Origin of the sequence: Bradyrhizobium sp. WSM2254, from assembly GCF_000472645.1 — a bacterium.
Lineage (GTDB): Bacteria > Pseudomonadota > Alphaproteobacteria > Rhizobiales > Xanthobacteraceae > Bradyrhizobium > Bradyrhizobium niftali.
In genome coordinates, this window is sequence record NZ_AXAB01000036.1 from 40,522 (window position 1) to 65,574 (window position 25,053).

The window sequence follows — 25,053 nt, forward strand, 5'->3', positions numbered from 1 at the left end:
ATATCTCTCAGGCCGATATGGCGACGTAGGGAATGCTGGTCACGAGAGCGACGAGCAGCACCGCGTTGCCCAGCATTCCGCTCCAATGCAGCCGGCGCAGCCGGTGCGGGGCTTCAGCGTCGCCCGCGTCCCTCGCGCGGAGCTGGTCGTCGATCCGTTGCATGAACCAGCGGCGCCCCCAGATGGCCAAGGCTGCGATCAGGCCAACGCCCATCGCGGCGATCAGGCGACCGTCGAGCAGGAAAGCCAGCGCCCCGATCACGCCGGCAACGCGCATTACCAGAAAGTGAGCGTTGAACATCCCACGCAATAGCTGGGCGACGGGCTGGATATCGAGCTTCACCAGCAGGAAGGCGGGCGAGGCCAGGGTGAAATAGCCCATCGGAAAGAGCAGGATGACCATAACGCCAACTGCGACTCCATCCGGTGTCATACGATCGGCCCTTCTTGTCGGCCCCGGTGAGGGCTTTCGGCACCGTGCACAATCATAGCGGGAAAATGCGCTTCCGACACTAGGCTTTGGTCGGACGCCGGGCCGCGAAGGGAGCACCCGGCGCGCCGCGCCATGGCTTGCGGTTCAGGCCGGCTCGAGGCCGAGCGACTGCGCGCTCTCGATCCAGATCGGCAGCTCGCGCTGATAAAGGGCGTTGCTCTCCTTGAAGCCGATCGCCGGTTCGAGCACGAAGGTCGCGAGAACCTCCTTCACTTTCGGATCGTTGTTGGCGGCGACGCAGAGCTCGGCCAGGCGGTCGACCACCGGCTGCGGCGTCGCCTTCGGCACCGCCCAACCGGAGAATCCGCTGACGGTGAAGAATTTCGACGTCGCGCCCTGTTCGGGGAGGGTCTTGATCGCGGGAATCGCGTCGACTTTCTTCGAATGCACCGCGAACACGGTGCCACGGTCGCTTTGCAGGACGGATTGCGCGGCCGTGTAACTGCCCATCGCGGCATCGAGCGTGCCTTCCAGCATGCCCGTCCACATCGGCGCTTCGCCGCGGTAATGGACCGGCTCGATATTGAGGCCATACTGCTTGTTGAGCTCGTTGATCGTCATGTGCGGGGCCGAGCCCGCGCTATAGGTGCCGAAGTTCACCTTGCCGCTCTTGCGCGCGAAGGCGACGAAATCCTCCAGCGTCTTGACGCCGGTCTTCGGGTTCGCGACCAGCAGGAGGCCGGCACCGGGAATGACGCTGACGAGCGCCAGATCCTTGTCCATGTCGTAGCCCGGATTCTTCATCACCACCCGGTTCATGATGTAGGTGGTCGAGATCGAGCACAGCACGGTGTGGCCGTCGGGCTCGGCGCGGGCGACCTCAGCCGTGCCGATCGCGCCGGAGGCGCCGGGCTTGTTCTCGACGACGACGGTCTTGCCGACCTGCTTGGAGATGAATTCGCCATAGGCGCGCGCGAGGAGGTCGGTCTGTCCGCCGGCCGGGTAGCTGCAGATCATGCGGATCTGCCGCGACGGCCACGCAGCTTGTGCAGAGGCGCTGCGCGAGACGAAAGGCATCGCGAGTGCGCTGGTACCGGCGGCGATGAAATAGCGGCGATCGAGTTTTTCGGACATGATTCTCTCCCGGATTTTTGCCGAAAGTACTGCATCATGCCGCCGCTGCCATGGGCGACAGGCGAGACAGATTGGCGCATTCGAACGTCACCGATCCTCGCGTCACCCGGACGATCGGGCCTTCCGTATGACGCGCAGCCAGACGATCTCGGTCAGGGCCACCGCAACGAGGCCGAACGTACCGCCGATCAGCACGTTGACGATGCGCTCCTCCGCAATGCCGCTGGCGCCGCCGGCAAAGGACGCGGCGAGCGCAATGAAGAAGCAGCGCAGGCCGAAGCCGACGATGTAGCGGGAGAAGGAGATCAGCGTGAGGGTGGCTGCGAGCACCGCGAGTGCATAGCCGATCCGGCTTTGCGGCAGCACGATTCCGGCGAGGAAGCCGAGTGGCACGCCGACGAGCGCGCCGATCGCCCGCTGCTTCAGCTTGCCAGTGGACGCCGAGAGATCGCCGACCACGACGCTTGCAGCCGACCACATCACCCATTGCCCCTGCGCAAGGTCGAGGATCTCGACCAGCGCCGCCGCGGCGAACACCGCCAGGGCGGTCGCCGCCGCGGGCAGAAACCATTCGGCCGCGGGCGGTCCGAACGAGGTCGCCGCGCCAGCGTCACGTCGCCGCTGGTCGTAAACCTGGTTCGCGCAGACGAGCGCCAGTGCGATCGGAGAGGAGACGATGATCACGCCGGCATGGCGGAGGGCTTCCGAGGCGCTGACGCCCTCCCGCACCTCGCAGGCGAGATAGACGGCGGGGATGAACACCCAATTGCCGAGCGTGCGGAAATGTTCACCATAGCGTGTCACCGCCACTGCAAGGAAGCCGGCAAGCGCCGTCAGCACCACGAATAGCGGTTTGACGGGCGCTGCAAGGAAAAGCGCGGCAAAAGTGACGAGGATCGCGAGATAGTGCCACGCGATCACTTTTGGCGGCAGGTGCAGCCTCAGCGCGGGAATGAGCAACGAGACCGCGACCAGCCCCAGATTCAGCAGCGCCGTCTCGCGCGCGATGAAATAGGCGGCCACCATCGGACCGACGACGATCAACGCGCGCAGCAGCTCGCCGGTCTTGATTTCCCGGGAGACGGCGGCGCGCAAGTTGGCGGCAGAGGGACTCACGACTTCACCAAATGGCCGAATGAATGGCCGCATTATAGCGGGACGCTGTCAGCCACACCCGGCGTCATTCCGGGATGCGTGCGCAGCACGCAGGCCCGGAATCCATCGGGCGGCATCCTCTGCAGAGAAATGGATTCCGGGCTCGCCCTGCGGGCGCCCCGGAATGACAGATCTCACCGCTGAATGATCTTCATCCAGACATCGCCGAGGATCGCGGGCTCGCGCGGCGGCAAATAGGTGAGGCCGGCTTGCTTGCCGAATTCGGCGATCTTGCCTTCAGCGGCGAGCTCGGTCAGCGCTTTGTTGACGGCGTCGATCAATGCGGGATCGCCGGCGAGCCCGACATAGCCGCGATTGGCGCCGATCGGATAATAGTAGCCGGACGCGGTGATCGGCGTATCCGGATGCGCGGCGCGGTGGGCATCGAAGCGGCCGAGGTCGATCAGCGTCGCGTCGTAGTCGCCACGTGCCAGCGCGCCGAGGAGATCGTCGCGGCCGGGGACGAGATGCGTGATGTTGTCGATCAGGCGCCCCTTGTCGAAGGTCATCAGGATCGCATCGCCCAGCGATCCGCTCTCGATGGCGAGGCGGAGTCCGGCAAGATCGCCGACGTCGGCGATCTTGCGCCCCTTCGCCTTCGGCCCGAGCACCACCGTCATCGGCGAATAGACGTAAGGCTGGCTCGGCGCGAGCACGCCGAGTGCGACGCGGCGCCGCCGGTCCTCGCGCGTGGCGCCAGCGAAATCCGGCAGGCGCGCGGTCTTCATGCCGGGCTTGACGAGGGAATCCGTCGTCAGCGCGTAGCCGCCGACCAGCGAGCAGCGCCCGTCGGAGAGCAGCGCATTGGCCTCGAGCTGCGGGCTGGAATCCTCATCCAGCTTGCTCTCGAACCACTGGATCTTCAGCGGTCGTCCCATCCGCTCCGCGATCGCCTGCGCCAGCAGCACGTCGAAGCCGGAGTCCGGCTTGCCCTTGTGATGCACCGAGAGCGGCGGGCGGTCCTCGTCGAGACAGACATTCAAGGGATCATCGGCAGCATGCGCAGCATTGGCCGCGAGGATCGCGGCGAGGCTCCAGGCGGCGAGCCAGCGCCTCATGGCTTCCTCCGGCTCGAGATGAAGGCCCAGAGATCGCCGATCTCGTCGTCGCTGAGGATATCGCCCCAAGGCGGCATCTTGTTGTTCTTGCCGTTCTTCACGGTGGTGATGAAGCGCGTCTTGTCGTCGGGAAAGGCGCGCAGGTCCGGCGTGATGGTGCCGGAGTTCATCATGTTGGGACCGTGGCAGTGCGAGCACTTTGAAGCATAGGTCGACTTGCCATGGTCGATCTGTGCCTGCACGGGATTGCCGGTTGCGTCGTCCGCGGCACGAACGGTCGCAGCAAGCGCGACCGTCAGCACCGCGACGGTGGCGATGGTCGCCACCGTCTTGTGAGCTACGTCCTTCAGCATCGTGCCGTGGTTATTGCTTGACTGCAAAGACCCACAGCGAGCCACCGGGCGGCACCTTGGCAAGCCGCTCGTCGCCGGAGAACAGCGAGTAGACGCCGCCATAGCCGCTGGTCACGGCAACGTACTGCACGCCGTCCTGCTGCCACGTCACCGGCTGCCCCTCGATGCCGGAGCCGGTCTGGAACTGCCAGAGCTTCTTGCCGGTGTCGGCGTCGAAGGCCTCGAACTCGCCGGTCAGCGCGCCCGAGAACACGACGCCGCCCGCGGTCGACAGCACGCCCGAGAAGCGCGGGATGTCGCTTGGCGCTTCCCACTTGGCCTTGCCGGTCATGGGATCGATCGCCTTCAGATGACCGCGCGGGCCGTCACCCCATTCCCAGAGATCGGTGAGGTCCATGCCGAGATACCATTCGCCCTGCTTGAAGGTGACGGGCTCGGTCTTGTACCTGCCGCCGAAGGCGAGCGTGTTGGCGTAGGCAAGGCCGGTCTGCGGATTGAACGACATCGGCTCCCAGTTCTTGCCGCCGAGGATCGACGGATAGACGGTGACCTTCTTGCCCTCGCGCGCATCCTTCGAAACGTCGGTCTCGATGGGGCGGCCCGTCTTCATGTCGATGCCGGTTGCCCAATTCACCTTCACGTAAGGATTGGCCGCGAGCAGCTTTCCATTGGTGCGATCGAGCACGTAGAAGAAGCCGTTGCGGTTGGCATCCATCAGCACCTTGGTCGGCTTGCCCTCGACATTCATGTCGGCGAGGACCATCTCGGCCACGCTGTCATAGTCGAACGGATTGTTCGGCGAGAACTGGTAGTGCCACTTGATCTTGCCGGTCTTGGGATCCATCGCCAGCACGGAGCAGGTGTAGAGGTTGTCGCCGGGGCGCACCGCCGAGTTGAACGGGCCGGGATTGCCGATGCCCCAATAGACCGTGTTCAGCTCGGGATCGTAGGAGCCGGTGATCCAGGTCGAGCCGCCGCCGAGCTTCCAGGTGTCGCCCTTCCAGGTGTCACCACCGGGCTCGTCGGGCGAGGGGATCGAATGGGTGCGCCACAGATGCTTGCCCGTCGCCGGATCCCAGCCGTCGATGAAGCCGCGGGTGCCGAACTCGGCGCCGGAGATGCCGGTGATGACGACGCCGTCGGCGACCAGCGGGGCCACCGTCATCGAATAGCCTTCCTTGATGTCGGCCGCCTTCTGCCGCCACAGCTCCTTGCCGTCCTTGGCGTCGAGCGCGATCACGTTGGCGTCGAGGGTGGTGCGGAACACCTTGCCGTCGTAGAGCGCGGCGCCGCGGTTGATGATGCCGCAGCAGACGATGCGCGGCGTCTCGGCGGGATACTCGATCTTGCTCTTCCAGATCTGCTTGCCGGTCTTGGCATCGACCGCCATGGTCGCGTTGTGCGAGGTCACGTAGATCACGCCCTGGTACACCAGCGGCTGCGATTCCTCGCTGCGATCGTCGTTGAAGGAGTAGTTCCAGACCGGGACGAGGTTCTTGACGGTGTCCTTGTTGATCTGGTTCAGGGTCGAGAAGCGCTGGAGATTGTAGCCCATCCCGTAGTTGAGAACGTTCGATGTATCGGTCGCACCCTTGACCAATTGCTCGGTGGTCTGGGCGCTTGCATACGTTGATGCAAGCATGACGAGGCTCGCGGCCATCGCAAAGCGTTTCATCCGTTCCTCCCAATATGCGCGCCTTTTGACGCTGCGACAGCAACACTCCGCTGGAATGCAAAACGCGTCAATACGAAAGTCGTAATCGAGACGCCGATATGTTAGACGGCAGGTGCCGGTCACCTGACGGAAACCTTACAGTCGCCTCTCACTTGTGCGCAGGCGCTGGAAAAATTCCGTGGCATGAAGCGGTGCCGCGCGCAGGCCGCCGGATTCGGGCAGTCTGGTTCCGCGAGTTGTGCGGCGCGCAGGTTGCAATTCCGGACTTGAACCGGGGCTTGCTTGTGGACTTATGTCGTTTCGATCCCGCTCGAATCGGGCTCTTGGTCAGGGAGGTTTTGATGATTTCGCGTCGCTCTGTTGCGCTTGCGCTCACGATTGCACTGCTGTCCGGTCCGGCGTGGTCGGCCTCCGGCAACGCGATCAAGATGTTCGATACCGACAATGACGGCACGCTCGACCTTGCCGAGGTGAAGAAGGCCGCGACTGCATTGTTCGCCAAGCTCGATCCCGATCACGACGGCACGCTGGATGCGCGCGAATTGCGCGGACGGCTGACGGCGAAAGAACTCGCCGCCGCCGATCCCGACCGCGACGGGACTCTCACGCTCGACGAATATCTGTCCGTGGTGGAGCAGCGCTTCAACGCCGCCAATCCGGACAAGGACGGGACGCTGGATGCGAAGGAATTGAACTCGCGCGCCGGCCGCGCGCTGCTGCGCCTGTTGCGCTGAGAGCGGCAGTGCTTGACTGGGAGCGAAGGTGATTTGCCCGAGAGGGAAATTCGCGGGCTAAATGCGACAGTTCGCTGTATCTGCCGTTCAATTCCAGGCTTGCGCTGCATCTGACGCAGCCCTAGGTTTTGCCCCGCGCGATGTCGCGCTCAATACCCTTGGGAGACCCCGGATGGCTTGGAAAGCTCCGAAGATCGTGGAAGTGTCGGTCGGCATGGAAATCAACATGTACGCCTGCGCTTCGCGCAAGTAAGACTGACGAACCTGCCGCGGCTTCGGTGGCGAATGCCATCGAAGCCGTGGCAGTGTTCGGCACCCTCGTGGCTGCGCCTCGCGCTTTGCCGTCGATGCAACTTCATACCTGAAAAGCCACACCTAAAAAGCCACACTTTAAAAGCCACACTTGGGCTGGCTTCGACACGCTCTCTCCAAAATCTCGGTCGTGCTCTTGCCGCAGTGTGTTACGCTGGCGCTCGGTCAGCGCTGCTGCCGCTTTGACGCGGCGCGGCCTTCAGGACACGGGATGCACGGCGGAGTTCGCAAATTAGGGTTGGCGATTGCGTGCACGATCGCGCTCGCACCGGCATATGCCAGCGCTGAGGAGGGCTTCGATACCGAGCACATCTTCGGCTTCATGATCGGCACCGATGTCGGCAATCCCGGCGAGCGCGAATTCCAGAGCCAGACCACGGGGCGGTTCGGCAAGGGCGGCGGCACCTATCGCGCCCTCGCGCAGGAGGTCGAGATCGAGGTGGTGCCGTTGCCGAACTTCCGCATCGAGGTCGGTGGCACCGCAAGCTTGCACGACATCACCGGCGTTCCCGATATCGACGATCGCCGTCAATTCAATTTCCAGGGCGCCTCGCTCGACCTGCGCTATCGCCTGCTCGACCGCGAGCACGCGCCGTTTGGCCTGACCGTCGCCGCCGAGCTCCACGGCGACCGCATCGACGAGACCAGCGGCGCCAAGGGGCGGATGTACGGCACCGACTTCACGCTCGCCTTCGACCGCGAACTGATCCCGAACTTCGCCATCGGCGCGCTCAACCTGATCTATCAGCCGGAATGGGCGCGCTTCGAGGTGGCGGGACTGTCCGAGAAAAGCTCCACGATCGGCGCGGCCTTCGCCGGCCTCGTGCGGGTGCGGCCCAACATGCTGCTTGGCGGCGAGCTGCGCTACTTCCGGCAGTATGAGGGCATCGGTCTCGGCGAGTTTTCGGGCCAGGCCCTGTTCGTCGGCCCGACCGCCTATTTCCAGCTCTCCGAGCGCTCGCGGTTGACACTGAGCTGGAGCATGCAGGCCTGGGGCCGTCCAGCCGGATCGGGCGCCAATCTCGACCTCGTCAATTTCGAGCGCCATCAGGCGCGGCTGGTGTTCGGGGTGAATTTCTAAGGTGGGGGTCGTCATGCCCGGGCTTGTCCCGGGCATCCACGTTCTTTGTGCCGGGGAGCAAGGCGTGGATGGCCGGGACATAGGCGAGCGAAAGCGACGCCGTCCTTCGGACGGCTATGCCCGGCCATGACGATGTCGAAGCGTCAAGGCCTCAAGCACTAGCCTCGCATGTCAGGACCTCGCGCAGCAGAGAGATCGGCTGTTCCGGCCATCCCTCACGCCCGTTTGAAACTTCCCTCTCCTTGAAACGTAACCTTTCGTGCTAAATTCCATCGTCCCGCGAGAGGATTCCGGCATGAACCCGATCGACCTGGTGGTGACCGTGTGTGCGGTGCTGTCGCCTGCGACCTGCGAGGAACAGCATCTGGTGTTCAACTATGCGGGGTCGCCCCGCCAATGCGTGATGGCCGCGCCGCCCTACATCGCGCAATGGGTCGGCGAGCATCCGAAGTGGCAGGCGGTGCGGTGGCGCTGCGAATATCCGCACGCGAACGACAAGGCGTGACACGGCCGTCCTATTTCGTGCAGTCCTTCAGGTCCTTGTCGGCGATCGAGAACACAGCATCCGCCTTGATCTCGATACCGAGGACGAAGCACTGGCGCGCATTGGGAAAGGTGACCTTGGCGTCATAGCGGCCAGGCTCGATGCCGGTGATGCGCAGCCGCTCGTCGTGATCGACCTCCTTGTCCTTGTCGTTCAAGGTCTGGTTCGGGCCGAACTCGGGCTTGCCAACCGGCGATAGCTGGAAGCCGGTGATCGTCTCCGTGGTCAGATTCCAGAGCCGGATGCCCTTGCTTTGTGCGGCGGCTTCGCCGGCAAGCGCCAGCAACGCGATCAACACCAGACCCCAACGCATCAAATCGTCCTCCCAAAGATCGTCCACCCAAGGCGACGCCATTATTGTCTGATCAGGCGCTCGCGGTTCTTTGCCTTGTCGAAATTTTTGACGCGGTCAAGGCCGTTCGGCCCGATCAGCTTCGCTGAGGTAAGATCGGCGCCGTCGAAATCGGTGTCGATGACGATGGCGCCGGTCAGATCGGCGCCGCCGAGTTGGGCATTTTTCAGTGATGCACCGGTGAGGTCGGCGCCCCTGAGCACCGCAAATTCAAGATCGACGCGCGACAAATCGGCGTTGCGCGCGTTCAGCCGTTCCAGGTTGGCGGATCTCAGTACCGCGCGCATCAGCCCCATCGACTGGTTGCGCATATCGGCGCCAAGATGCGCGTCCGCGATCGAGGCGCCGACCAGGCTTGCGCCGGTGAGGTCGGCAGCGATGCGCGCTCCCGACAGGTTCGCGCCGTCGAGGCGCGCACGGGCCATTTGCGACGCGAACAGATTGGCGCCCTTCAGGCTTGCGCCGGTAAGATCCGCATCCAGCAGCCAGGCCTGATCGAGGATCGCACGGTCGAGCCTGGCGTCTCGGAGTATTGTCTTGTTGAGCCGTGCGGCGCGGAAAATCGCGTTGGACAGGTCCAGCCCCGAGAGATCGAGGCCCGACAGGCGCTTGCCGGTGAAATCGGCAGGCTGCGCGGCGCTCGCTTTGGCCAGCACCGCCTCGACCTCCGGCCTGGTCATTTCGGCCGAAACCATCGCGGGGGAGGTGAGGTCGACGTCACGCATCATGTCCTGCGCGCGCGCCGTCATCGCGACGAGTGCGAGGCCAAGCGTCGCAAGACCAAGCGTTGCGAGGGCGACCGTCCGCGTCATCATCAACTCCGCCGCCGGCCTGTCTAGCACGTCCGCCGGGCGACCGGCTATGAGACATCTCGCTCGGCGCGGTCGCCTTGAGTTCGTCGGGCGAGGTCGGCCTTGATCGCCGCAATCTCGGCTTCGCCGCGTGTGTCGCGCGGGATGCCGATAGGCACCTCGGCCACGATGCGCGCCGGCCGCGGCGACAGGAAGAACAGGCGGTCGCCGAGGCGGATCGCGTCGTCGATACTGTGGGTGACGAGCAGCGTCATCACGGGGCGGCTTGCCACCAGCGTGGCGATCTCGTCGCGCAGGCGGCCTGCGAGCGCGTCGTCGAGCGAGGCGAGGGGCTCGTCGAGCACGAGCAGATCGGGCTCGACCGCGAAGGCGCGGGCGAGCGCGACGCGGCGGGCAAGGCCCAGCGACAATTCGCCGGGAAAGTGGCTGCGATGCGCCTCCAGCTCCAGGATCCTGAACAGCTCCGACAGCTTCGCATCGGAAATGCCGGGCGCAGCCAACCGCACGTTCTGCTCGACCGAGCGCCACGGCAGCAGCCGCGGTTCCTGGAACACCATGCCGATCCGCGCCTCCGGTGGCCGCGCGATGGTCCCGTGAAAGTCGCGGTCGAGCCCGAGGAGGATACGCAGCATCGTGCTCTTGCCGCAGCCGGAGGGTCCGATCAGCACGCCGACCTCGCCGGATTGAAGCGCGAACTTGATCGGCGCCAGCACGTCCTGCGTCCCGCCCGCCGCGTTCCTGAACGCTTTGCCTGTGATGTCGACCTCAAGCCGCACGGGGCCGCCACCTTGTTGCGCGGGCCTCGAACGGCTGCACCAGCACCGTCTCGATCACGAGCACGACGGCCGCGAATGTCAGGGAGTAGGCGAGCAGGCGCGGCGTGTCGAACAGCTGGAAGGCGACCCCGATCTCGAAGCCGACGCCGTTCGGCCGTCCCAAGAGTTCGGCGACCAGCACGATCTTCCACACCAGCGACAAGCCGGAGCGGGCCGAGGCTGCGATATAGGGCGCAAGCTGCGGCAGCACGACATGGCGGAAGGCGCGCCAGCGCGGCATCGCGAACACGCTCGCCATCTCGTCCAGCGAGCGGTCGAGCGCGCGCGTGCCCTCGCGCAAGGTGACGATGGCGGTCGGCAGCTTGTTGATGGCGATTGCGGCGATCGCGGCCGCCTCGGTCAGGCCGGCCCAGATATAGGCGAGCACGATCACGACCAGCGCCGGCAGGTTGAGCAGCAGGATCAGCCAGGGATCGCCGAGCCGGTCGGCGAGCTTCACCCGCCCCATCAGGTAACCGATGGCGCTGCCGAGCGACATCGCCAGCACGAAGGCGAGTGCGACGCGCGCCAGCGTGGCGCCGAGATGCAGGAACAGCGCGCCGTTCGAGGCTTCCGCGATGATGACGTTGAGCACGGCAGGCGGGGAGGGCAGTTTTGCGCCGCCGACGAACAGCGCTGCAATCCACCAGGTCGCGAGGAACAGGGAAAACGAGAGAAGACGCAGCACCTCAGTCTCCGGGGACTGCGTGATAGAAGGTGCCGGGATCGAGCTCGGCCGCCGGCCCGACCAGGTCGCGGCCGCCGGTCTCGGCCAGCACGTGGTAGAGCACGCGCGCATCCGTCTCCTCGTCGGCGATGCTCCGGCGCGGAATGCCGTCGCGATAACGGTCACGGTAGGTCTTGAGCATGACGGCATCGCTCGTGCCGGTGAGCGGCGCGATCTTCTCCCAGGCCGCGTCGGAGGTGACCAGCAATTGCTTGGCCTTGCGGGTCATCGCGATGAAGCGCGCCACCGCCTCGCGATGGCTTGCCGCCCAGCTCTCGTCGAAGACATAGCCGACCGCGGAGACAGCTCCCTTGGCGCCCAGCTTGGGAAGGATGTCCTCGATGCCGGCGAGGCGGCGAAAGCCCTTGGCCTCGAGCTGGGCGCAGAAATTCCAGAAATTGAGGCTGGCATCCATCTCGCCGTCGAGCGCCTTGGCGGCGATCAAAGGCGGCGCGCCATAGACGATGGTCGCTTCCGACTTCAGGTCGATGCCGTCCTGCTTCATCCGCGCCTGCAGCAGCAGCCAGCTCTTGTCGATCGGGCCGCCACCGACGGCGAGCTTGCGGCCCTTGAGGTCGGCGAGCGTCTTGATCGGCGAGGCCGCGGGCACCATTACCGCGCCGAGTGCGCTGGAATAGGGGTAGAAGGTGAGCTTGGCGCCGAGGGCGCGCTCGCGCGACACCCACAGCCAGTCCGACAGGATGATGTCGGCGCTGCCGGCGCGGAGCGCGATCTTGCCGGCTTCGGGGCTCGCAAGCTCGGTGACCTCCAGCGACAGGTCGGCGTCCTTGTCGAGGCCGCCGGCCCGGATCGCGGCCAGCTCCCAGGAGAATGTTCCGGTCTTCTGCACCGCAAGGCGGATGGTATCCGCGGCGCGGCCGCTTGCGACCTGTGTCAGCGCCAGCGTCACCGCGAGCGCCAATGTTCGACCAAGTGCTCTCATCACCTTGTGAGCCGTTTCCTCGAAGGGAGTGCTTTTCAGGACAATACGCATAGCATAGCTTTCGTCGCAACCAGCGGGAGGACACTCATGAATTTGGCGGGACAGCTACGACCGATTGTCGCCGCATTGGCGGTGCTGGTGGCGGCCATGTCCACGGCGCGCGCCGAGGAGGCCAACGACTATCCGACGTCGGCGCGTGCGGAGTACGTCTATGGCTGTATGAAGGCCAATGGCGAGACGCGGGCCGCCATCGAACAATGTTCCTGCTCGATCGACGTGGTCGCCTCGATCGTCACCTATGAGCGCTACGTCACCGCCGAGACCGCGCTCAGCATGTCCCAGGTCCGCGGCAATCTCGGCGTCCAGTTTCGCACCTCGGAGCAGGCGAATTCGGCGGTGAATGATCTGAGGCGGGCGCAGGCCGAGGCCGAGGTGAGGTGTTTCTGATCTAACACCGTCATTCCGGGGCGATGCGAAGCATCGAACCCGGAATCTCGAGATTCTCAGGTGCGCAATCGCGCACCATAGTTCGGTCCTGCGGACCGCCCCGGAATGACGGCGTGACTATTATGTCCCCGGCTTCTCCACATCCCACTCATTGCGGAACACGTGCCCATCCGTGTCCTTGGCTTCCGCGCGGAAGCGCTTGGCGCCGTTCGACACGTAGATGAAGCGCAGATTGGGATCTTCGGAGATCGAGATGCCGCCTTCCATCGACAGAACGGGGCTGTCGTCCTGCGTCAGCTCCAACTGGTTGACGAAGAAGGCGGGAATATAGAGCTGCGTGACCTGGTCCATTTGCAGGCCGGAATTGTTGGGATGGCCGATCATGATCTGCGCCTCGCGGACGCGGCTCGCCGGCGCGTCCTCGCGCGCGAATTGCCGGTAGCGCATCTGCCCAAGCCGGTTCTTCGCTTCCTCGACATTCTTTCCCGCCGGCGCGGAGCAGCCGCCGGAGGCCTTCACATACGTCTTCGACACGTAGAGCTGGCCGTCGCTGAGCTCGGCCACCGCGTGGACGTCGGTGTAGTTGTTGACGCGCACGCGCGTGGAGATCTCGCTGACATTGGCATCCGGCCCGAGCTCGAACTTCGCCGCCATCGGTGCCGGGTTGCGGTCGATGACCAGCGTGATCGAACGGATGCGGCGGGCATCGCCCGGCGAGAGCTTGCTGCGCAGGGTCACCGGCACGATGGCCGCATCCTCGGCGCGATACGGCATCTCGATGCCGATCACGTCGGCGCCGTCGTTCATGGGACGGTTGCTGAAGATGTCCTGCACCAGACCCGGCCAGGGATCGTAGGCCTCTTCGGCATTCGCCGGCACAGCGAAGGCGATGCCGAGAAGCAGGGCGATCAGGGGCAGGCGGCGTATGCATCCCGTCATGGTCATGGTCCCGTGCGGACGAAGCAGCCAGCGTCCGCGAAGCTGGCATAGCGTAGCGCGCCCGCTACTCCCATTCAATTTCCGAAAATGCTGCGGTTGCGTTGCGGGCGTTGTAGTCGTCGAACAGCTGCCAGTGCGTCCGTTCCGATTCAGCTGCCTTGTCCGCGGCGGTTCGGATCGGCGCGCCCTTCTTGTTGAGTGTGCGGACGTCGGACAGCATCGTCGTGAGATAACGTCGTTCATCGGCGAGCGCCGCTGGCCAATCGCTCACGGGGCCGTGACCGGGAACGACTCGGGTTGCCGGAACCGTTTCAAGCTCCTTGAGCAGGGCAAGCCAGCCGCGAATGCTGCCGTCCATGACCGGAATGTGGCGGAGAAAGACGAGGTCGCCCGTGAACAGCGTGTTGGTCGTCTCGTCGAACACTGTCAGATCGCTGTCGCTGTGCGCGGCGGGCCAGGCCCGCAAGGTCAGGCGGCGCGATCCAAGATCGATCGTCATCGTGTCCGACACGAGCAGGGTGGGCGGTACGATCTTCACGGGATCGATCAGCTCGCCGCCCATGATGCGTCTGAAATTGTCGAGATAGTAGGGCCCGCGCGTTGCCAGGGCCTGCGGCAGCTTGCTGTGGCCAACGAAGCTGGTTCCTTCCGCCACGAAGGCCGCATTGCCGAAAACATGGTCGGGATGGCCGTGGGTGTTGATGATGTAGCGGATCGGCTTCTCAGTGCGGGCCCGCACGGTCGCCAGCAGCGCCTCGCCCTCGCGGAGGCTGCCGCCGGTGTCGATCACGGCGACCGCATCAGCGCCCACGATGAAGCCGACATTGGCGATGTCGCCCTCGTTCTCGCGCGTCATCAAAGCGATGGTCCCGGAGTGTACGAAGATTCCCGGCGCGACTTCGCTTACAGGCAATTCGGCTGCTTCCGTGCGTGCTAGCGTCGCTATCCCGAGCAGGGTCAGGGCGGCGATCCTTGAAGCGATGTGAGACACTTTTCCGCCTCAGTTCAAAGGGTTTGCTGCATTGCACTGTAACAAAGGGAAGCCAGCACAAAGTTTGGCAAAACATGGCGCGTCATGCGTTGCATGGATAACATTCAAACAAAACGAGGAGGAAGCGCGATGACGGAGGCCGGACGACATCGTCGCTGGTTGTTCTTGCTGTGGGGTCTGGTTGCGTCCTGTGCGCTGGGCGACGTCGCCATGGCGCAGACCAGCGAGACCGGAGACCTCTCGTTCGAGCTGGTCGATCCGAAGGTGCTGCGGGTCTGCGCAGATCCGCGCAATCTGCCGTTCTCCAACGAGAAGGGCGAGGGGTTCGAGAACAAGCTCGCCGAGCTGTTCGCCGACAAGCTCGGGAAGAAGCTCGACTACGTCTTCTTCCCGCAGGCCACGGGCTTCGTGCGGATGACGCTGGGCGCGCATCGCTGCGACGTCATCATGGGCTTCCCGCAAGGCGACGACCTCGTGCAGGGCACCAATCCCTATTACCGCACGACCTATGCGCTGGTCGCAAAGGCCGGCAGCGGGCTCGAGGAGGTCGACACGCTTGAGGACCCGAAGTTGAAGGGCAAGCATGTCGGCATCGTCGCCGGCACGCCGCCGGCGACCAACATGGCGATCGCCGGCCTGATGGGCGCCGCAAAACCCTATCCGCTGATGATCGATACGCGCTTCGACAATTCCGCGCAGGCGATGATCGATGACCTCTCGGCCGGTAAGATCGACGCCGGCGTGCTGTGGGGACCGATGGCGGGCTTCTATGCCAAGAAGGCCGGCTCGCTCCACGTCACGCCGCTGGTGAAGGAAACCACCGGTCCGAAGCTGGTCTATCGCATCGGCATGGGCGTGCGTCCCGCCGACCAGAACTGGAAGCGGCAGCTCAACAAGCTGATCCAGGAGAACCAGGGCGAGATCAACAGGATCCTGCTCGACTTCGGCGTGCCCTTGCTGGACGAGAGCGACCGGCCACTCGGCGCGGAGACGGCCAAGAAGGCGCCATGAGGCGGCGCGTTGCCGCTACGCTGGTCGCCGCCGTTCTGGCGGCGCCGGCATGGGCGCAGCAGCAGGAGCCGTTCGAGCCCGAGGGCTACCGCACCGACAATTACCGCGCGCCGGTGCCGGCGACGCTTGCCGGCGCCCGCGTGCTCACCACAGCCGAAGTCGAGGCGATCTGGCGCGCGAAGAGCGGCGCGTTCATCGACGTGATGCCGCGCGCGCCGAAGCCGAAGAATCTTCCCGAAGGCACCGTCTGGCGCGATGCGCCGCGCAGAAACATTCCTGGCAGCCTGTGGCTGCCGGATACGGGCTACGGGAATTTGCCGCCAGCCATGGACGATTATTTGCAGCGCGGCCTCGCGCAAGCGTCGCGCGGCGACAAGGCTGCGCTGCTCGTGTTCTATTGCCTGGCCGACTGCTGGATGTCCTGGAACGCCGCCAAGCGTGCATTGGCGTACGGCTATTCCAACATCGCCTGGTATGCTGATGGCACCGACGGCTGGGAGCGCGCGGCATTGCCGACCGAAGAAGCGCAGCCGCAGCCGCGGCCGGATCAATGAAGGTGTTCTCCCTCTCCCCGCAAGCGGGGGCGCGACGAGCTTCGCTCGCGCGGAGAGGGTTGGGGTGAGGGGGAGTCTCCGCGGGAGTGGTGTCAGAGAGAGACAAGTGGCCTCCTCCTCGTCATTGCGAGCGGAGCGAAGCAATCCAGAATGTTTCCGCAGAGGGACTCTGGATTGCTTCGCTCCGCTCGCAATGACGATGTGGGTGGAGCTTTGCGGACGTCGACTGGACGGACTCGCGGAGGCTCCCCCTCACCCGGATTGCATCTTCGATGCAACCCGACCTCTCCCCGCAAGCGGGGAGAGGTGAAGGTGACATTACTGCTTCTGCAACTTCGTCAGCGTCCCGGTGCCGTTATTGTCGGTCGCAGAGTAGCTCACCCTGTCGCCGGCGTGGACGGAATCCAGCATCGCGGCGTCCTTGGTCTTGTACTCCTGGAGCGCGCCGGCGCCGCCTGCGCTGCCGCCGACCGTTCCCTTCTGCGTCTGCTGGATCGAGATCGTGCCGTTGAGACGGTCGATCCTGGTGACCATTCCGGTCATGTCGTCAGCAAAAGCGCTGGATGCGAGCATGCTGAAGACCGCAGCGCCTGCGAGGATAAATCTGGTGGTTCCCATCGAGGCCTCCCGGCATTTCGAGATTCACATCGACAAGACATCCTAGAGCGATTTGGTTCCGGCAGATAGCGCGGCAAAGGTTAATGGCTGCAATGAGATCGCGGGAACTTCTGCGGAGCCGTCAGCGAGGTTGACGCTATTCCATTTCCTGCTGGATCACGCGGCCGAGCGCGAACAGGCGCTGGTCGATCGAGGTCGGAACCTCGCACACGAACCGCACAACCTTGTGGCGGTCCTCGAAAATGCGCGTCTTCCAGATCAGCTCGTTGCTGAGCGCCTCGACCTTGGCCTCGTCGCGCGGTGTCACCCCCTGGAGGGCCTGGAGCGCCAGCGTCTCCTCGCGGATCTTGTCGGCGGCGTCGCGCTGCTTGCGGCTGACACGTTCGAGCCCGATCATGACCTGGGCGCGCTGGGCGTTCAGGGTCTCGAACAGGCCGGCGAAGAGGAGCTTTGCGTTCGTGGTCTTGTCGGTGGCGGAGCCGGCCAGGAATTCCTTCACCGATTTCTCGGCCTCGTCCAGCGGCGTCTTGCGCGCTGACAGTTTTGAGACCAGCGCGCTGACCTTGGCATCGTCCTTCCACTTGGTCTGGACATCGTCGAGCGCAGGCCCAGCCCAGACCGCGGCGAGCGAGATCTCAGGCACTTTCGCCTGCGTGCACGGCCAGTCCGGATAGCGCGGATCGGCCGCGTGCACGGCCGTGCCCGTGGCGGCGAGCGCCAGAACGGCCATGGTCACGATCCGAACCTTCATCCTTCGCCTCCCGCAGGGCCCCGTCGCGCCAGCCCGCGCGAGGGATCATAGGCCAGAATCGCACCGATCATGAAGACGATTGTGCAGCTCGCAACCACCGCCAGCGAGATCCAGTTGACCTGTCCGTACAGCGCGAAACGGATCAGCTCGACCGCGTGGGTGAACGGATTGGCCTCGCAGAGATAGTACAGATAAGGGCTGCCCTCCTGTACCCGCCAGAGCGGGTAGAGCGCCGACGATGCAAAGAACATCGGGAAGATCACGAAGTTCATCACGCCGGCGAAGTTTTCCAGCTGCTTGATGCCGGAGGAGATCAGCATGCCGAGCGAGCCCAGCATCAGTCCGGACAGGATCAGCGCGGGCAGCACGGTGAGGTAGCCGGATGATGGCGGGGTGATGTCCCAGAACCAGGCGATCAGGAGGAATGCGTAGACCTGGAGCAGCGACACCGCGGTGCCCGCGAGCAGCTTGCAGAACAACAGGAAGCCGCGCGGCAGCGGGCTCACCAGCAGCGTGCGCATATTGCCCATCTCGCGGTCATAGACCATCGAGAGCGAGGACTGCATGCCGTTGAAGAGCTGGATCATCGCCATCAGCCCCGGTGCGATATAGACCTCGTAGAGGATGTAGGTCTCGTAGGGCGGGATGATGGAGATGCCGAGCACCTGGCGGAATCCGGCGGCGAAGATGAAGAGCCACACCAAGGGGCGCACCAGCGCCGAGACGAAGCGTTCGCGCTGATGCAGGAAGCGCAAGCCCTCGCGCCAGACGATGCCGGTGAGGCAGGTCATGTACTCCTGGAACGAGAAGCCGCGCGGCGCCTCGCGAGTGGTGATGCTGCTCATGCGCCGCCTCCCGGCATCACTTGCGCGCCGGTCAGGCGCATGAAGGCGGTGTTGACGTCCTGTGCGCCGGCTTCGGTGACGACGCGGCTCATCGGCCCCTGCGCCAGCACCTTGCCCTGGTGCAGCACCACGAGATCGTCCCCGGCCATGATCTCGTCGAACAGATGCGTGGCCCAGAGCACGCCGATGCCTTGCTCAGTGACGAGCTGGCGGACGTGGCTGATGATGTCGGCGCGCGCCTTGACGTCGAGGCCGACGGTCGGCTCGTCCAGCAGCAACAGCCGCGGCCGGTGCAGCAACGCGCGTGCGATCTCGAGCCGTCGCATCTGGCCGCCGGAGAGATCGCGCACCTTGCTGCCGGCGCGCTCTTCGAGCCCGATGCGGCCAAGCAGCTCGGCGCTGCGCGCGGCGGCCTCGCGCCGGCTGATGCCGTGCAGGGCTGCGTGATAGAGCAGGTTCTGCGTCAGCGACAGATCGAGATCGAGCGTGCGCGGCTGGAACACGACGCCGAGCAGCCGCAGCGCCTCGCCGGGGCTCTTGCTGACGTCGTGACCGAAAATGCCGACGCGGCCGGACTGGATGCCGAACAGCCGCGTGATGAGCGAGAACAGCGTGCTCTTGCCGGCACCGTTGAGGCCGAGCAGCGCGGTGAAGCTCGCGGGCTGCACGTTGAAGGAGACGTCCATCAGCGCCCGGCGCTGGCCATAGGCGTGGCTGACAGCGTCGATCGACAGCGCCGGCACCGCCGCCGGATCTAGCTTCGGCGCGCTCTCGCGTGGCTCGACGATGGGAGCGGGACTGGTCATGGCGCGATCGTGATGCCCCAGGGCAGTTCGCCCACCTGAATGGTCTTGATCACCTTTTGCGCGGCGACGTCGATCACGGAAACATCGTTCGACACGCCGTTGGTGGTGAGCAGGTATTTTTCGTCCGGCGTGAACGCCATGTGCCAGACCCGCTGCCCGACCAGCAGGTATTTGGTCACCTTGCGCGAGGCGACGTCGACCACGGCGATACGGTTGGCGGGACCGAGTGCGACGAAGGCGGTCTTGTCGTCCCTGGTCATGCCGATGCCGACCGGCTGGATGGCCTCTTTCCGCAGGCCCGGAATCTCGAACGTGACCTTGCCGATCACCTCGTGCTTCCTGGGATCGATGATCGAGACCGTGCCGCCGATCTCCGAGGACACCCACAATTCGGACGCGTCGTGCTTGAACTCGGCAAAGCGCGGCCGCGCGTCGACCAGCACATTGGCGACGATCTGGCGCGAGGTGGTGTCGATGAAATGCGCCATGTTGGTCGTCTCGGACGTGTTGATCAGCGTCTTGCCGTCGGGGCTGATGGTCATGCCCTCGGGCTCGACGCCGACCTGGATGTCGCCGAGGCGGGCGCGCTTTTCGAGATCGATCACGGTCACCGTGTTGTCGTTCTCGTTGGCGACATAGAGGATCTTGCCGGCGGCATCCTGCGCGAACAATTCGGGGTCGGGGCCGGAGGGCAGGCTGTCCACGATGCTTTGCGTCTTGGCGTCGATCACCTGGATGGTGTCGTCGTCGCCGACCGCGACCATCACGAACTTGCCGTCGCGGGTGAAGTCGATGCCGCGCGGGCGCTGGCCGACCTTGATGGTCTTGGTCACCGTCCAGCTCTCGGTGTCGATCACCGAGACCGTGTTGCTCTTCTCGTTCGAGACATAGGCGATGAAGGCATGCGCGGGCGCCGCCGCAAGCGCCAGTCCGGAGAGAAGCCCAACACGCCACATGCGCGACATCTGCGTCCTCACTTCAGTTTGCATTTGCTCTCCGGACGGTCATAGCCGAGCGTGTCGAGCTCGGAGACCTGGTGCAGAAAACCTTCCTGCGGCGACACCGACACCACCATGCGGCCGTCGACCAGCAGGATCGGCTGGCGCAGCTGGAGATTCCAGTCACGCAGGGTCAGCCGCGTGCCCTTGAAGGCGGCGACGGAGAAGTCCGGCCCCTTGATGAAATCGGTGACCTTTTTCACGTCGCCGGAATTGGTGCGCGAGGTGGCTTCGCCTATCATGCGCACCGCCGTCCAGGCCTGCATGTCGAGCGCCGTCATCCGCCGCGAGTTCAGCTTGATGAAGCGGTTCTGCATCTGGATCGCGCCCCACTGGTCCTGCGCGGCGTCCCAGCTGCGCGGCACGAGGCCCGCCGAGCCGGCCACGGGCCGCGGATCCCAGGTGCGGTAGGGCAGGTAGGCGCCGAACACCTCGCTCTCGTCGGCGGCGACCAGCACGTCGTAAGCCGGCGCCTGCTGCGTGAATACCGGCATCCGGCGCTGGATCAGCGTCACGCCCGAGTCGGTGCGGCGCGCACCGCCGGCGTCATCAAACGTGCGCTCCTGCACGATCTTGGCGCCGAACCGCGTCGCGGTGCGCCTCAACGCATCGGCGAACAGCTTGTCCTCATCGTGCGAGCCGACCACCAGCAGCCAGCGCTTCCACTGCTTCCACACCAGATACTGGCCGAGCGCATCGGCCAGCATCGCGCGCGTCGGCGCGGTGTGGATGACATTGGCGCGGCAATCGGCTTCGCGCAGGCGCTCGTCGATCGCCCCCGCGTTGAACAGCAGCGTGCCGCGCTCGCGCAGGGCGTCGGCCACCTTCAGCATCGCATCCGCCGGCAGGTCGGCGATGATAAACCCGTTCTTCTCGGCGAGCGCGGTCGCGGCCTGCACCACGTCCTCGCCTTCCCTGATGCGGCGCTCCTCCAGCGCAAAGCGCTGGCCCAGGAATTTGCCGGTGGTGTTGTTGTCCTCGATGGCGAGGCGCGCGCCCGCAACGCCGTCATTCTCCGCGGGCTGCTCCACCAGCGACAGCGTCGATCTGGTGCCGGCGATTCCGAGATAGCCGACGCCGATCATGACAGGGTCGGCCGCGAACGCGCTCGCCGCAGCAAGACCCAGGCCGATCAGGCCGACCAACCATCGGATCATGTTTCCTCCAAACGTCCTCCCCGGCTTGACCGCCGATGGAGAATTGTCTCTGCTAAAGCATGACCAATTTGTCAGGGCATGCAACCCCGCATTTCGTCCTCGCGTCGCGAGGACGCGGAATCACGATCATGCGAGCGCTGCTGTGTTTCGCCGCTTTGCTGTTGACGGGCTCGGTCGCGCTCGCCGATCCGCCGAAGCTCGCCGTGTTCGATTTCGAGCTGATCGACACCAGCCTGCCCGGCGAGTTCTACGGCTCCAAGCCGGAGCTGGTACGGCTCGATCGCATCAGCGAGCAGCTGCGCAAGGAGCTGGCTGATTCCGGCCGGTTCCAGGTGCTCGACATCGCGCCGGTCAGGGACGCTGCCCGTCACGCCAATCTGCAGGCCTGCGGCGGCTGCGACCTCAAGCTCGCCGGGCAGCTGGGCGCCGACCTGGAGATCACCGGCATGGTGCAGAAGGTCTCGAACCTGATCATCAACCTCAACATCTACCTGCGCGACGTCAAGACCGGCGCCATGATCACGGCGGCGAGCGCCGACATGCGCGGCAACACCGACGAATCCTGGACGCGCACGATGAGCTACCTGATCCGCAACCGGTTGCTGGCGCCGAATTACGGCAGGCCGTGAGATCTTCGCCTCTCCCCGCGTGCGGGGAGAGGGAGAAGACATCACCCCTTCAATCTCTCCGCATGCCAGTTGAGATGATCGCCCATGAAGGTCGAGATGAAATAATAGCTGTGGTCGTAGCCGGCCTGCCGCCGCAGCGTCAGCGGGATGCTCGCCTTGGTGCAGGCGGCCTGCAGCAGCTCCGGCTTGAGCTGCTCCTTCAGGAAATTGTCGGCGTCGCCGACGTCGACCAGGAAGCCCGAGAATTTCGCGCCGTCCTCGATCAGCGCCACGGTGTCGTGGCCGCGCCAATTGTCCTTGTTCGGCCCGAGATAGCCGGTCAGCGCCTTGATGCCCCAGGGCACCTGCGACGGTGCCACAATCGGCGCGAACGCGCTGGCGGCGCGATAGCGGTGCGGGTTGCGCAGCGCCACCGTCAGCGCGCCGTGTCCGCCCATCGAATGGCCCATCACCGACTGCCGCCTGGCATCGACCGGAAAGTTCTCGGCGACCAGCTTCGGCAGCTCGTCGGTGACATAGCTCCACATCCGATAGTTGCGTGCGAACGGCTCTTGCGTCGCGTCGACATAGAAGCCGGCGCCCAGGCCGAAATCATAGGCATTGTTGGGGTCGCCCGGCACGTCCGGCCCGCGCGGTGAGGTGTCGGGCGCGACGAAGATCAGGCCGAGCTCGGCGCAGGCTTTGCGGAATTCACCCTTCTCGGTGACGTTGGCATGCGTGCAGGTGAGGCCGGACAGATACCAGACCACGGGAAGCTTGGCGCCGTCCGCATGCGGGGGAACGTAGACCGAGAACACCATGTCGGTTCCGGTCGCCTGGCTCGCATGGCGGTACACGCCCTGCACGCCGCCATAGGATGTGTTGGTCGAGACAGTCTGAATCGTCATGCCCTAAGCTCCAGTGGCACTTAACCACATCAACATTGCAACGCTTGTGTGACCGAATGCGTGGCGGCTGCCCGCGCGTCAGGCGACGCCGCTGTCGATCGCCAGCCGCACCAGCTCGACCGAGGTCTTGACCCCGAGCTTCTGGCGCATGATCGACGAGGTGTTGGCGACCGTCTTGTAGGACGACTGCACCAGCCAGGCGATCTCGGACAGGCTCTTTCCGGCGCTGAGCAGCCGCAGGATCTCCATCTCGCGCGCGTTCAGCTTGGACAGCGGACTTTGCGCCAGCGCCGGTCCCGCGAAGGCGATGCTGCGCGCGATCGCGCTCGGGAGGTAAGTGCCGCCGCTTCCGACGGTGCGGATCGCCTCGACGAGATCGTCGGGGTCGCCGGTCTTGGAGACGTAGCCCTTGGCGCCGCACTCGATCGCGCGCGCGGCGAAAGCAGGGTCGTCGTTCATGCTGAACATGATGATGCGGGCCTCGGGCGCGCGCTCGAGGATGCGGCGCGCCAGCTCGAAGCCGGAGACGGTCGGAAGGTTGATGTCGATGACGCAGAGGTCGGGGCGCTCGACGATGAAGACGCACTCGCCGTCTTCGGCGTCGGCGGCCTCCAGGATCTCGATCTCGCCCTCGTCGGCCAGCACGGCACGGCAGCCGGAGGCGACAATGGGATGATCGTCGACGATCAGAATGCGCATAGGCGTTCCCCGCGACAGCGCGTTCCCCGTGATAGAACCTGCCTGTTTTGCGCCGCATGATACCGGACAGGAGAGCCACGCGCGTCTCATGTCGCCTCATGCAACCCGGCCGGGATTGCTGTACGCTTTCGATTAGATATCGGGCGCTTCGCCTCTGTCAACGTCATCGGACAGGTGCAGGCCAGGCTTCGCGAGGCACAGGCGACACCAATGTGGCGAAATCTATCCTTGCGCGCGCGCATCAACCTGCTGCTGGCGCTTTTGCTGGCGCTGGGGCTCGCCGTCAATATCGGCCGCCAGGTCGCGGAGGCGGGGCCGCGGGTGCAGGCCGAGGACCAGAGCGTGATCCGGCTCGCGCGCGAGTTCATCGAGATGATCGTGGCGGACCTGAACGAGGCGCCCGATCCGGATGCGAGGCTGAACCAGATCGCGCGCGATCTCAGCCGGCTGCGCCATGTCAGCATCGCGCTTCACGATTCCGGCGGGAACCCGCTTACGCCGCCACGGCCCGATGCCGATGACGACGCGCGCGGACCGCCGGCCTGGTTCGTCAGCCTGGTTCATCCCGAGCAGACCGCGGTCAGCGTGCCCGTCTCGATCCATGGCAGGCCCGGCTCGCTGCGGATCACCTCGCATCCGGACGACGAGATCGCCGAGATCTGGGACGGCATCGTGACCCAGCTCGAGGTCGGCTCGGTGATCGCGCTCGCGCTGTTCCTGGTGATGATGAATGTGGTCGGCCGGGCGCTGGCGCCGCTCCAGTCGCTGGCGGAGGCGATGACCGAGCTCGAGGGCGGGCACTATGAGGCGCGCGTCGCGCCGGGCGGCGCGCCCGAGCTCGCCGCGATCTGCACCAAGCTCAACCATCTTGCGGCAACGCTCGGTGAGGCGGTCGAGGACAAGCGGCGCCTTGCCGAGCGCGCGGTGTCGCTCCAGGACGTGGAGCGCAAGGAGATCGCGCGCGAGCTGCATGACGAGTTCGGGCCGTATCTGTTCTCGCTGCGCGCGCATGCCAGCGCGCTGGCGAAGCTCGCGGACGGGCGGGCGCCGAGCGCGGAGGCGGTGCGCAAGCATGGCAGCGCCTTGCTGGAGCAGATCAACGCGCTGCAGCAGTTCACCCGCCGCGTGCTGGAGCGGCTGCGTCCCGTCGGCCTTGCCGAACTCGGCCTCGGCCAGGCGCTCGAATCGCTGTCGCGGCTGTGGCGGGAGTCGCATCCCGACGTCACGATCCAGACCACGATCTCGTCCGGGCTCGGGGCGACCGGAGAGACCGCCGACCTCACCATCTACCGCGTCGTGCAGGAGGCGCTCACCAATGTGTTCCGCCATGCCGGCGCGACCGCGGTCAATGTCGTCATCGAGCCGGCAGAGCAGCTCACGCGCGATGGCCGCTGCTGTGCCCGGGTGCGGGTCAGCGACAATGGCCGCGGCATGGAGCCGGGCCAGAAGCTGGGCTTCGGCCTTGTCGGCATGCGCGAGCGGATTCTGGCGCTGGGCGGCACGCTCAACGTCGTCTCCGGCGACGGCGGCTTGACCGTCGAGGCGCTGGTGCCGACGGCGGCGACCTGATCGGGAAAAATTCCCGATTTCGTC

30 protein-coding genes are annotated in these 25,053 nt (G+C 65.2%); 9 read left to right on the forward strand and 21 right to left on the reverse strand.

The annotated features are described in order from the left end of the window. Positions 1 to 7: 7 nt before the first annotated feature. The 6 genes from A3M7_RS0125530 to A3M7_RS0125555 all read right to left on the reverse strand — a co-directional run bounded on the left by A3M7_RS0125530 (position 8) and on the right by A3M7_RS0125555 (position 5,808). Entirely contained in the window at positions 8 to 433 is a 426-nt protein-coding gene (locus tag A3M7_RS0125530; protein WP_027546461.1) for a hypothetical protein, read from the reverse strand. Between the two features lie 144 nt (positions 434 to 577). Next, complete coding sequence (locus A3M7_RS0125535) at positions 578 to 1,567, reverse strand: tripartite tricarboxylate transporter substrate binding protein (RefSeq protein WP_027546462.1); 990 nt, start codon at positions 1,565 to 1,567, stop codon at positions 578 to 580. Between the two features lie 102 nt (positions 1,568 to 1,669). Beyond that, positions 1,670 to 2,683: an FUSC family protein gene (locus A3M7_RS0125540; protein WP_245284323.1), complete on the reverse strand. Its 1,014-nt coding sequence runs from the start codon at positions 2,681 to 2,683 to the stop codon at positions 1,670 to 1,672. Positions 2,684 to 2,856: 173 nt separating this feature from the next. Continuing rightward, the gene (locus A3M7_RS0125545; RefSeq protein ID WP_027546464.1) at positions 2,857 to 3,780 is read right to left on the reverse strand and encodes an ABC transporter substrate-binding protein; all 924 of its coding nucleotides are present in this window, start codon (positions 3,778 to 3,780) and stop codon (positions 2,857 to 2,859) included. Then, entirely contained in the window at positions 3,777 to 4,133 is a 357-nt protein-coding gene (locus A3M7_RS0125550; protein WP_027546465.1) for a cytochrome c, read from the reverse strand. Before A3M7_RS0125550 ends, A3M7_RS0125545 begins: the two co-directional genes overlap by 4 nt. 10 nt (positions 4,134 to 4,143) lie before the next feature. Further along, positions 4,144 to 5,808, reverse strand: a complete 1,665-nt coding sequence (locus tag A3M7_RS0125555) for a methanol/ethanol family PQQ-dependent dehydrogenase (protein WP_027546466.1) — start codon at positions 5,806 to 5,808, stop codon at positions 4,144 to 4,146. A gap of 341 nt (positions 5,809 to 6,149) precedes the next feature. Between A3M7_RS0125555 and A3M7_RS0125560 the strand changes: the two genes are divergently transcribed. The 4 genes from A3M7_RS0125560 to A3M7_RS0125575 all read left to right on the forward strand — a co-directional run bounded on the left by A3M7_RS0125560 (position 6,150) and on the right by A3M7_RS0125575 (position 8,440). Beyond that, entirely contained in the window at positions 6,150 to 6,542 is a 393-nt protein-coding gene (locus tag A3M7_RS0125560) for an EF-hand domain-containing protein (protein ID WP_027546467.1), read from the forward strand. Positions 6,543 to 6,714: 172 nt separating this feature from the next. Further along, positions 6,715 to 6,795 carry a pyrroloquinoline quinone precursor peptide PqqA gene (pqqA, locus tag A3M7_RS44920; RefSeq protein ID WP_035663753.1) on the forward strand — a complete coding sequence of 27 codons (81 nt, stop codon included), beginning with the start codon at positions 6,715 to 6,717 and terminating at the stop codon, positions 6,793 to 6,795. 270 nt (positions 6,796 to 7,065) lie between these two features. Continuing rightward, the gene (locus tag A3M7_RS0125570) at positions 7,066 to 7,935 is read left to right on the forward strand and encodes a hypothetical protein (RefSeq protein WP_027546468.1); all 870 of its coding nucleotides are present in this window, start codon (positions 7,066 to 7,068) and stop codon (positions 7,933 to 7,935) included. Between the two features lie 295 nt (positions 7,936 to 8,230). After that, entirely contained in the window at positions 8,231 to 8,440 is a 210-nt protein-coding gene (locus tag A3M7_RS0125575) for a hypothetical protein (RefSeq protein WP_027546469.1), read from the forward strand. A gap of 10 nt (positions 8,441 to 8,450) precedes the next feature. Here A3M7_RS0125575 and A3M7_RS0125580 read toward each other — a convergent pair whose 3' ends face one another. From A3M7_RS0125580 to A3M7_RS0125600, 5 genes are read right to left on the reverse strand one after another with little or no spacing between them, the layout of a single operon-like run. Next, positions 8,451 to 8,792 (reverse strand): hypothetical protein, encoded by a 342-nt coding sequence (locus tag A3M7_RS0125580; RefSeq protein ID WP_027546470.1) that lies wholly within the window; start codon positions 8,790 to 8,792, stop codon positions 8,451 to 8,453. Between the two features lie 41 nt (positions 8,793 to 8,833). Then, on the reverse strand, positions 8,834 to 9,643 hold the full coding sequence (locus A3M7_RS0125585) for a pentapeptide repeat-containing protein (protein ID WP_027546471.1): 810 nt from the start codon (positions 9,641 to 9,643) through the stop codon (positions 8,834 to 8,836). A 47-nt stretch (positions 9,644 to 9,690) separates the two neighbouring features. Next, positions 9,691 to 10,419 (reverse strand): ABC transporter ATP-binding protein, encoded by a 729-nt coding sequence (locus tag A3M7_RS0125590; protein ID WP_027546472.1) that lies wholly within the window; start codon positions 10,417 to 10,419, stop codon positions 9,691 to 9,693. After that, positions 10,409 to 11,146, reverse strand: a complete 738-nt coding sequence (locus A3M7_RS0125595; protein WP_027546473.1) for an ABC transporter permease — start codon at positions 11,144 to 11,146, stop codon at positions 10,409 to 10,411. Before A3M7_RS0125595 ends, A3M7_RS0125590 begins: the two co-directional genes overlap by 11 nt. A 1-nt stretch (position 11,147) precedes the next feature. Then, on the reverse strand, positions 11,148 to 12,128 hold the full coding sequence (locus tag A3M7_RS0125600) for an ABC transporter substrate-binding protein (protein WP_027546474.1): 981 nt from the start codon (positions 12,126 to 12,128) through the stop codon (positions 11,148 to 11,150). An 87-nt stretch (positions 12,129 to 12,215) separates the two neighbouring features. Here A3M7_RS0125600 and A3M7_RS0125605 point away from each other — a divergent pair, with 87 nt between their 5' ends. Beyond that, positions 12,216 to 12,575, forward strand: coding sequence for a hypothetical protein (locus tag A3M7_RS0125605; protein WP_027546475.1), 360 nt, complete (start codon positions 12,216 to 12,218; stop codon positions 12,573 to 12,575). A gap of 120 nt (positions 12,576 to 12,695) precedes the next feature. Here A3M7_RS0125605 and A3M7_RS0125610 read toward each other — a convergent pair whose 3' ends face one another. Together A3M7_RS0125610 and A3M7_RS0125615 are read right to left on the reverse strand one after the other, a co-directional pair. Continuing rightward, positions 12,696 to 13,514 (reverse strand): quinoprotein dehydrogenase-associated SoxYZ-like carrier, encoded by an 819-nt coding sequence (locus A3M7_RS0125610; RefSeq protein ID WP_027546476.1) that lies wholly within the window; start codon positions 13,512 to 13,514, stop codon positions 12,696 to 12,698. Positions 13,515 to 13,578: 64 nt separating this feature from the next. Then, positions 13,579 to 14,505, reverse strand: a complete 927-nt coding sequence (locus A3M7_RS0125615; RefSeq protein WP_027546477.1) for a quinoprotein relay system zinc metallohydrolase 2 — start codon at positions 14,503 to 14,505, stop codon at positions 13,579 to 13,581. Between the two features lie 129 nt (positions 14,506 to 14,634). Between A3M7_RS0125615 and A3M7_RS0125620 the strand changes: the two genes are divergently transcribed. Further along, positions 14,635 to 15,516, forward strand: a complete 882-nt coding sequence (locus A3M7_RS0125620) for a substrate-binding domain-containing protein (RefSeq protein ID WP_027546478.1) — start codon at positions 14,635 to 14,637, stop codon at positions 15,514 to 15,516. Then, positions 15,513 to 16,070, forward strand: coding sequence for a PQQ-dependent catabolism-associated CXXCW motif protein (locus A3M7_RS0125625; protein WP_027546479.1), 558 nt, complete (start codon positions 15,513 to 15,515; stop codon positions 16,068 to 16,070). The genes A3M7_RS0125620 and A3M7_RS0125625 overlap by 4 nt, the downstream gene beginning before the upstream one ends. Positions 16,071 to 16,388: 318 nt before the next feature. Here A3M7_RS0125625 and A3M7_RS0125630 read toward each other — a convergent pair whose 3' ends face one another. The 6 genes from A3M7_RS0125630 to A3M7_RS0125655 form a co-directional block, all read right to left on the reverse strand. After that, positions 16,389 to 16,688 (reverse strand): copper-binding protein, encoded by a 300-nt coding sequence (locus A3M7_RS0125630; protein WP_027546480.1) that lies wholly within the window; start codon positions 16,686 to 16,688, stop codon positions 16,389 to 16,391. Positions 16,689 to 16,824: 136 nt separating this feature from the next. Then, the gene (locus tag A3M7_RS0125635; protein WP_027546481.1) at positions 16,825 to 17,439 is read right to left on the reverse strand and encodes a hypothetical protein; all 615 of its coding nucleotides are present in this window, start codon (positions 17,437 to 17,439) and stop codon (positions 16,825 to 16,827) included. Then, positions 17,436 to 18,284, reverse strand: coding sequence for an ABC transporter permease (locus A3M7_RS0125640; protein ID WP_027546482.1), 849 nt, complete (start codon positions 18,282 to 18,284; stop codon positions 17,436 to 17,438). Before A3M7_RS0125640 ends, A3M7_RS0125635 begins: the two co-directional genes overlap by 4 nt. After that, a complete protein-coding gene (locus tag A3M7_RS0125645) occupies positions 18,281 to 19,090 on the reverse strand; it encodes an ABC transporter ATP-binding protein (RefSeq protein WP_027546483.1) in 810 nt (269 codons plus the stop codon). The genes A3M7_RS0125640 and A3M7_RS0125645 overlap by 4 nt, the downstream gene beginning before the upstream one ends. Next, positions 19,087 to 20,055, reverse strand: a complete 969-nt coding sequence (locus A3M7_RS0125650; protein WP_027546484.1) for a YVTN family beta-propeller repeat protein — start codon at positions 20,053 to 20,055, stop codon at positions 19,087 to 19,089. The genes A3M7_RS0125645 and A3M7_RS0125650 overlap by 4 nt, the downstream gene beginning before the upstream one ends. A gap of 8 nt (positions 20,056 to 20,063) precedes the next feature. After that, positions 20,064 to 21,245 carry an ABC transporter substrate-binding protein gene (locus A3M7_RS0125655; RefSeq protein ID WP_027546485.1) on the reverse strand — a complete coding sequence of 394 codons (1,182 nt, stop codon included), beginning with the start codon at positions 21,243 to 21,245 and terminating at the stop codon, positions 20,064 to 20,066. Between the two features lie 59 nt (positions 21,246 to 21,304). On the opposite strand from A3M7_RS0125655, the gene A3M7_RS0125660 reads away from it, so the two are divergent. After that, a complete protein-coding gene (locus A3M7_RS0125660; protein ID WP_027546486.1) occupies positions 21,305 to 21,874 on the forward strand; it encodes a DUF3280 domain-containing protein in 570 nt (189 codons plus the stop codon). Positions 21,875 to 21,915: 41 nt separating this feature from the next. Here the strand turns inward: A3M7_RS0125660 and fghA are convergent, their stop codons facing one another. Together fghA and A3M7_RS0125670 are read right to left on the reverse strand one after the other, a co-directional pair. Beyond that, on the reverse strand, positions 21,916 to 22,761 hold the full coding sequence (gene fghA, locus A3M7_RS0125665; protein WP_027546487.1) for an S-formylglutathione hydrolase: 846 nt from the start codon (positions 22,759 to 22,761) through the stop codon (positions 21,916 to 21,918). 78 nt (positions 22,762 to 22,839) lie between these two features. Then, positions 22,840 to 23,460 carry a response regulator transcription factor gene (locus A3M7_RS0125670; protein WP_027546488.1) on the reverse strand — a complete coding sequence of 207 codons (621 nt, stop codon included), beginning with the start codon at positions 23,458 to 23,460 and terminating at the stop codon, positions 22,840 to 22,842. A gap of 210 nt (positions 23,461 to 23,670) precedes the next feature. Between A3M7_RS0125670 and A3M7_RS0125675 the strand changes: the two genes are divergently transcribed. After that, the gene (locus A3M7_RS0125675) at positions 23,671 to 25,029 is read left to right on the forward strand and encodes a histidine kinase (RefSeq protein WP_027546489.1); all 1,359 of its coding nucleotides are present in this window, start codon (positions 23,671 to 23,673) and stop codon (positions 25,027 to 25,029) included. Positions 25,030 to 25,053 lie beyond the last annotated feature (24 nt).